Genomic DNA, 6,446 nt, shown 5'->3' on the forward strand with positions numbered 1-6,446 from the left:
TCCCTAGCTTCATCCAACCTTCTCGGTGCTGAAAGTCTGACTTTTTAAACACGTACTTAAAATGCGAGTTTAAAAATCCGGGCGGACTCTTAGAACAACCCTTATTATAAACCTTGACTCTGATAGGGGGCAATAAGTCTGGAAGAAAAGACTTAAATTTTAGAGGAAAAACATGACAATTTAATAAGGTGTTTTAGAACCATCTCTTGAGGGGACTTGCCATGTGGAGTATACTTTTAATAATGAGAATTCAAAAAAGCAGCAATATTTTTTTGAATGACCTCTTGAAAAGTAATCTTAAGGAGGGCGTAAGATGATTGAAATTTCTGAAAGTGCCATCGAACGAATCAAAGATATGCTGGCCGAACAGGAAATGCCGAATATGTTCTTGCGTTTAGCGGTGAAGCCAGGCGGATGCAGCGGCTTCTCATATAGTATGGGTCTGGATGATGATGAGAGCGAAGCGGATGTGTTTATGGATATCAAAGGTGTGAAGGTGGTTGTTGAGAAAGAGGATCTTCGTTATCTGAACGGTCTTGAAATCGATTTTCAGGAATCTGGTATGAGCGGCGGATTCACAATCCACAATCCGAATGCCATCGCTACCTGCGGCTGTGGACAGTCCTTCCGCATGCGTAATGAAGAAGGTAAGCCGGAAGTTTGTGATTGATAAACGGCGTAATGGCGCGGTTTTTCAGACGTTAATCTAAGCGGAAGCCGATGCGGAAGCCTTGGCGCGAACGAGCGTTTGGGGATGCGGATAACGGCGCAAAATTGAGTGTTAACAATCCCGAGTCATGTACATTAACAACCCTAAAAACGTCGTTTGTGGGTTGTGGATCACGGCCTCTATGGTGCGTATGTCGCGTACTAAATACACTATGGAGGTCGTTTTGTCATGTCTTTAAAGAAACGGGAAAGGCGCGTACCTAATGGGGCGCGGATTATTCAAGAGTTTCCACAATTAACGCTGGAACAAGGGCTTGATTTTGCGATAAGCGCCAAGAAAGCGGAAGGCCTGCGTGAGCGAACGTTGCAGGATTATACTAAACACTTCGGCTACTTCACGGCGTGGTTAAATGAAGCACATCCCGGCGTTGAGTTTATCGATCAAATAAGCACGCAGATGATTCGTGACCATGTGTCGTACATGAAATATGATCGCACGCGGTATGAAGGGCATAAGTATATACCAACGAAAGAGCAAACGGTGGGTCTTTCGGACACGACGGTAAACATACGACTTCGTACATTAAAGGCGATATTCAATCAGTTAGAGCGTGATGAACTGATCGAGCATAACCCGTTCTCGAAGGTGAAGTTATTGCGTCAGGATATAGACCTTACGAATTGTCTTACGGACGATGAGGTTAAGGCGATATTAGCGCAACCGAACCGCCGTGACTTCGTAGGATTTCGTGACTATGTGGGGATCGTGACGCTTCTTGACAGTGGTCTTCGCATCTCGGAACTGCTTCGTCTTCGTGCGGGAGATATTGATTTTCAGACTCGTTTTATCGTGTTGCCCGGAGAAATAAACAAGAACCGGAAGCCGCGTATGGTCCCTATATCCGGACACACTGCAAAACTTCTACTACAGCTTATTGAGGAAAATAAACAGTTTTTTACTACGGATCGGCTTTTCATGTCGTCGTTTGGTGATCCTATTTCGCCAAACCACTTCAACAAGCGGCTGAAATATTACGGAGAAAAGGCGGGCGTTTCAGGCAAGAAGATGACTGCACACGTTTACCGTCACACGTGGGCCCGCGCTATGGTACTTAATGGAGCGGACCCGTTTACAATACAGAAAATGGGCGGCTGGGCGGATATGCGGACAATGCGGAGATATGTACAGATGAATACAGACGACATGCGTAAAAGCCACGACGAACACTCACCTACGAACAAGTTTATAAAGGTACGGAAATAACAGTTCTAGCGCTCATCTCTCCAGAGGTGGGCGTTTTTTTTGCGCAAAAACTGTGCGGAAGCATTTCGGCCGTCGTCGATTAAATGTTCGCGAATACATGTCCCAATTTTCGAAATTGCTGTCCGTATGATTTATGTAAGCTGGCGCGTGGAATAAAACGAGCAGAGCAGATGCCGCTACTCCAATCTTTTTCTTGACTTCCTCCTTTAAGGGAAGACGCTGAAAACCCGCATGGTTATAGGCTTTTTTCTTCGATTTAGCACCTTTAACGTGCTAACTATTCCGACGACGCAAGTCGGAGGGCAAGGAGCAAAGCGACGAAGCATTATGACTGCGGGGAAAACCGCCCCTTGTCTCATGTCCGCTAAAGCGTCCATGAAACTATTTATGCCGCGGATAAGATTGAACAGACGGAAGGGCTCATTCCTATCAAGCATTTCATGAGGACTACTCAATGATGCCTCTCATGTAGTCATACACTATTCCGCGTAAATAAACGCTAGTTAACGGCAATCTCCGCAAATTGGAGTAGCGCTACCTACTACGAAAGGAGACGATGTTTTGCGTAAGATCAAGGTTATCGACGCAATTATGGGCGCGGGTAAAACGTCCTGGGCGGTAGATCACGTAAGCAGCGCGGAAGAGTCGCAACGCTTCATCTACATAACGCCGTACCTCGATGAAATTAAGCGGATTCGAACCGCGGTTACTAATCGTACGTTTATCGAACCGAACAACGCGAACGAAGAGCGGCGGAAGTTACGAAGCTTAAAAGAACTAATCGCAGCCGGGTCGGATATTGCCGCGACTCATTCGCTTTTTCAGACGGCAGATGACGAACTGGTCGAGTTGCTAACGGAAGCCGGGTACACGCTAATCCTTGACGAAGTGATGGACGTAATTGAGATCGCGAACATCAGCCGCCAGGATATCGAAATTCTTGTAGAGTCCGGCAAGGTAGAGATCGATGAGAGCCGCGTAAATTGGATCAGCGAGGAGTACGTCGAGGGGCGTTTTTACGACATCAAGCAGCTGTCACGGGCGGGCAATCTTTTTTACCATCGCGGACGGTTTCTCGTATGGACTTTTCCGGCGCGGGTATTCAACGCCTTTGACGACGTATATGTGATGACATATCTGTTCGACGCGCAGTTACAGCGCTACTATTACGATCTGCACGGAATCGAATATGAATACCATTCTGTAAGGAAAGGCGAGCACGGACGCTATGTCCTAACGGAATATGACCGCATGAGTGAGCAGCGCACGGAGTTAATGTCCCTAATAGACGTTTATGACGGACCGCTCAACGAGATAGGGCGGCTTCCCAATTCGTTTAGTGCAACGTGGCTTAAGGCGGCGGATTCCGCAACAATTACCGCGGCTAAGAACAGTATGCGGAACTATCTGCGAAATATATGCAAGGCGTCGGCTTCTGAGATTCTCTGGACAACGAAAAAGGACCGGGCGCGCTCGTTAGTAAGTAAAGGATTTACAAGTTCCTTCCTCCACTGTAACGCTCGAGCAACGAATGAGTACGCGGATAGATGGGCGCTGGCTTATTTATTCAACCGTTATATGCATCCGTTCGAGCGCGCCTTTTTTGAAGATCGTGGGGTTACCGTTAATCAAGACCTTCTCGCGGTTTCCGATTTGTTGCAGTGGGTATGGAGGTCGCGTATCCGAAAAGGGGAGCAGATACGGCTCTACCTGCCCTCGAGCCGAATGCGTTCATTATTAACCGCATGGAGCAACTACGAAATATAAAACTGAAACGGAGGACCAACGATGACACACGCAAATAACCCGCTGCTCGGCCCGCTCGGCCGCGACGAATTTATCACCGAAAATATGCCGCTAGTCTATAAAATAGCGCGCAGCTACGAACGCCGCGCATTCCTCTACGGCATAGCGTACGACGACCTCGTACAGGAGGGCGCCATTGGACTAATCCTCGCCTACGACCGCTACTCTAACGCGGACATCGCGTTCAGCACGTATGCATACCACTGTATCGGCGGACGCATCCGAGACCACGTTCGAAATTACGGCAGTTTTATCCGGCCGTCAAAACGATTGCTGTCGTTATGTCAGCGTATGGCAGATGCGGACCTGCTCGGATCACCTACGGAAGCCGTCGCAAAGGAATTCGGGGTTAGCGAAAAGCAGGTGCGAAGGGTCTGCCTTTACCTCGCGGCCAGCCGCCCGTCACCTATCGAAATTGGCGAAGAGGGCGAGATGAACGTTCCGACCGCGGCCGACGATTTGACGGAGATAGAGGCCGGTGAATTTACCGCCAAGTTAACGGAGCGCCAGCGTCAGGTCGTCGGATTGCTCACGAATGGCCTTACCCAAACGGAGGCCGCGAATGAACTCGGAATCTCCCGGCAGGCCGTCCGTAGCATTGTTCTATCGGTTAGACCGCATTATTTACGGTATTCTGCCGCGTAATTAGTTCGCGGGTATAAATACACTCGGCGGCAGCAAAGTCCGCTGAAATCACGCCAATTTTAAGGAGGAACGCACATGATTAACGTACCATTAACGCAAGACTACCGACTCACCACGGACGGCACGCAGTTTACCGTTAAGGAGCGCAAGATTGTCGATCCCACGCGAGCGCCCGGCTACAAAGCGCCAGAAGACGGAAGCACGCCGCCGCTCGGTGAAAAGTGGGTAGACGCAGGCTATTACGGGTACACAGCGACGGGACTCTCGGCGGCTCTTGATAGCGTGCGGATTAAGGCTGCAGCTCGAGGAGACGCGGAGACATTGGCGGAATTCGTTGCCGCGATTCAGACGGAGACGGATCGGATAGTCCGGGCGTTCGAAGGCGGAGTTTTACCGAATTTTGACGTGAAATTAGCCTCGTAACATGGCGTAAATGTATTCGGTAGGATACGAGATAGAATCGCTAATTTAATGTAAAGGAGACGGGGAAATGAATCGCGAACAAATTATCGCAAAATGGGACGGAATGACCCCATGCGAACGCGACGCATGGGTTGCGGAAGCTGTATTCGGGTGGGATTCGGTGAGGATCAAGAACGCTAGAATCGCGTGGGAACTCGGAGTTTGCGGCGCGGAAACAGTACCGTACTACACATCAGATATTTCCGCGGCGTGGGCGGTGGTTGAGAAGGCGGAGTGGTCCGCGAAGATAAAATATGCACGAACGAATACGTGCGCCAATTTTCATCGAAACGGCTGGGCGCAATTTGACGTATACGCACCAACCGCGCCAGAAGCGATTTGCCTTGCGGCGATCTTTGCGAAAATAGCTACGGTGGAGGGTGTGGAATGAGTTACGTTGAATTATCGAAGTTTCCTGTAACTGCTCTTGATGGTGCAGAATACCGCGTTAAGATAGTGGAATGTCGCGGTGAATATGGCACTTTGTATGTTGCCGTACGACTATATGTACGCAGGAAGTGGTTCGGTTTCCGTAACGTTTATCAGGTTGACTATGAAGACGGGAAAGGTGTTTACTACCGAGGACGTCCGAACTTTAAACGAATTGTAGCGGAGGCATTGGCGAGTTATGAGCGTTCCCAGCAGAGGCGCGCGCGTGAGTTACGCCAAGACGAGAGCATTGAGCAGGAAAGGCGAGATGAGATTGCGCGGTTTGCGGAATGGGACGGGAGGATCGCGGAATAATTTTATCTTTTCGTGGGATTCACGCAGATTTCCGTATAGATAATATATAGGAGTGAAACTCATGTTCGAAACAGTCGACGACATTATCGAATATTATCGTGAAAAGGAGGGCGCAAGATGACTATATCTAGCGTTACTATTTCGGCAGAGGTCGCGGACACCATTGAAAGACTACGAAAGGATGAGCGCGATAACGCATATATAACGGAACTCGCGTTACGAACTGGCGGAGGCATTTCGCTAGCTTCGCAACGTTGATCAATGGGTATGACCGGGAATGGACGGAGGAAGAATTGGCGCACGAAAAGCTAAGCCAAACATACAGAGAGCCGTCTGACACCGAATGGGCGCTGGGGTTTGACGAAGGTATCGTATTCTCGCTTAGCACGCTCGGCATCAAAATCGAAGGGGTGAACGCTTGATGAGCCCGGAGTCTATCGAATTAACTCCCGAAGAAATCTACGAATTTAACCTTTGGTTGTTGGACCATCCGAAATATCAACGAATGAGTTGGCGCGAGCAAGTTACGATGTGGTGGCTGAATCAATAGACCATATTGGTAATAATATATTGCCAATATGGTAACGAAATAATATACTAAGAACAAGCGTTCGACAATAATCGAGTTTAGGCTAAAAAAGAAAAACTAAGATAAGTAGAGAAAACCGAAGAAAACTAGAGATCACAACAAAATTCCGGTAATTTTGGTGACTACCGCTGACAACGGCAGACAACGTTATTAAACGCGAAAAGTAAAATAACTGGAAAAATCATCGAAATTGACGACCGTAGACGACGTTATTTAAAGTACGAAAAAGGCTCGTTAAAAATACGAAATCGCGAAATTCGGCGTTTT

10 protein-coding genes are annotated in these 6,446 nt (G+C 48.4%); all 10 read left to right on the forward strand.

The window, feature by feature from the left end; genetic code table 11:
• Positions 1-313: 313 nt before the first annotated feature.
• The 10 genes from ABD014_RS14665 (at position 314) to ABD014_RS14710 (ending at position 6,140) form a co-directional block, all read left to right on the forward strand.
• Positions 314-670 carry a HesB/IscA family protein gene (locus ABD014_RS14665; protein WP_343862323.1) on the forward strand — a complete coding sequence of 119 codons (357 nt, stop codon included), beginning with the start codon at positions 314-316 and terminating at the stop codon, positions 668-670.
• 228 nt (positions 671-898) lie between these two features.
• Positions 899-1,933, forward strand: a complete 1,035-nt coding sequence (locus ABD014_RS14670; protein ID WP_343862325.1) for a tyrosine-type recombinase/integrase — start codon at positions 899-901, stop codon at positions 1,931-1,933.
• 561 nt (positions 1,934-2,494) lie between these two features.
• Complete coding sequence (locus ABD014_RS14675) at positions 2,495-3,700, forward strand: hypothetical protein (protein WP_343862327.1); 1,206 nt, start codon at positions 2,495-2,497, stop codon at positions 3,698-3,700.
• Positions 3,701-3,721: 21 nt separating this feature from the next.
• Positions 3,722-4,384, forward strand: a complete 663-nt coding sequence (locus ABD014_RS14680) for a sigma-70 family RNA polymerase sigma factor (protein ID WP_343862329.1) — start codon at positions 3,722-3,724, stop codon at positions 4,382-4,384.
• A 75-nt stretch (positions 4,385-4,459) separates the two neighbouring features.
• The gene (locus ABD014_RS14685; protein WP_343862331.1) at positions 4,460-4,807 is read left to right on the forward strand and encodes a hypothetical protein; all 348 of its coding nucleotides are present in this window, start codon (positions 4,460-4,462) and stop codon (positions 4,805-4,807) included.
• A gap of 67 nt (positions 4,808-4,874) precedes the next feature.
• Positions 4,875-5,237, forward strand: a complete 363-nt coding sequence (locus ABD014_RS14690; protein WP_343862333.1) for a BC1872 family protein — start codon at positions 4,875-4,877, stop codon at positions 5,235-5,237.
• Positions 5,234-5,590, forward strand: coding sequence for a hypothetical protein (locus tag ABD014_RS14695; RefSeq protein ID WP_343862335.1), 357 nt, complete (start codon positions 5,234-5,236; stop codon positions 5,588-5,590). The genes ABD014_RS14690 and ABD014_RS14695 overlap by 4 nt, the downstream gene beginning before the upstream one ends.
• 117 nt (positions 5,591-5,707) lie before the next feature.
• Positions 5,708-5,848, forward strand: a complete 141-nt coding sequence (locus tag ABD014_RS14700) for a hypothetical protein (protein WP_343862337.1) — start codon at positions 5,708-5,710, stop codon at positions 5,846-5,848.
• A 35-nt stretch (positions 5,849-5,883) separates the two neighbouring features.
• The gene (locus ABD014_RS14705; RefSeq protein WP_343862339.1) at positions 5,884-6,012 is read left to right on the forward strand and encodes a hypothetical protein; all 129 of its coding nucleotides are present in this window, start codon (positions 5,884-5,886) and stop codon (positions 6,010-6,012) included.
• Positions 6,012-6,140, forward strand: a complete 129-nt coding sequence (locus ABD014_RS14710) for a hypothetical protein (protein ID WP_343862341.1) — start codon at positions 6,012-6,014, stop codon at positions 6,138-6,140. Before ABD014_RS14705 ends, ABD014_RS14710 begins: the two co-directional genes overlap by 1 nt.
• The last annotated feature ends 306 nt before the right edge of the window (positions 6,141-6,446 follow it).

Origin of the sequence: Paenibacillus motobuensis, from assembly GCF_039521865.1 — a bacterium.
Taxonomy (GTDB): domain Bacteria; phylum Bacillota; class Bacilli; order Paenibacillales; family Paenibacillaceae; genus Fontibacillus; species Fontibacillus motobuensis.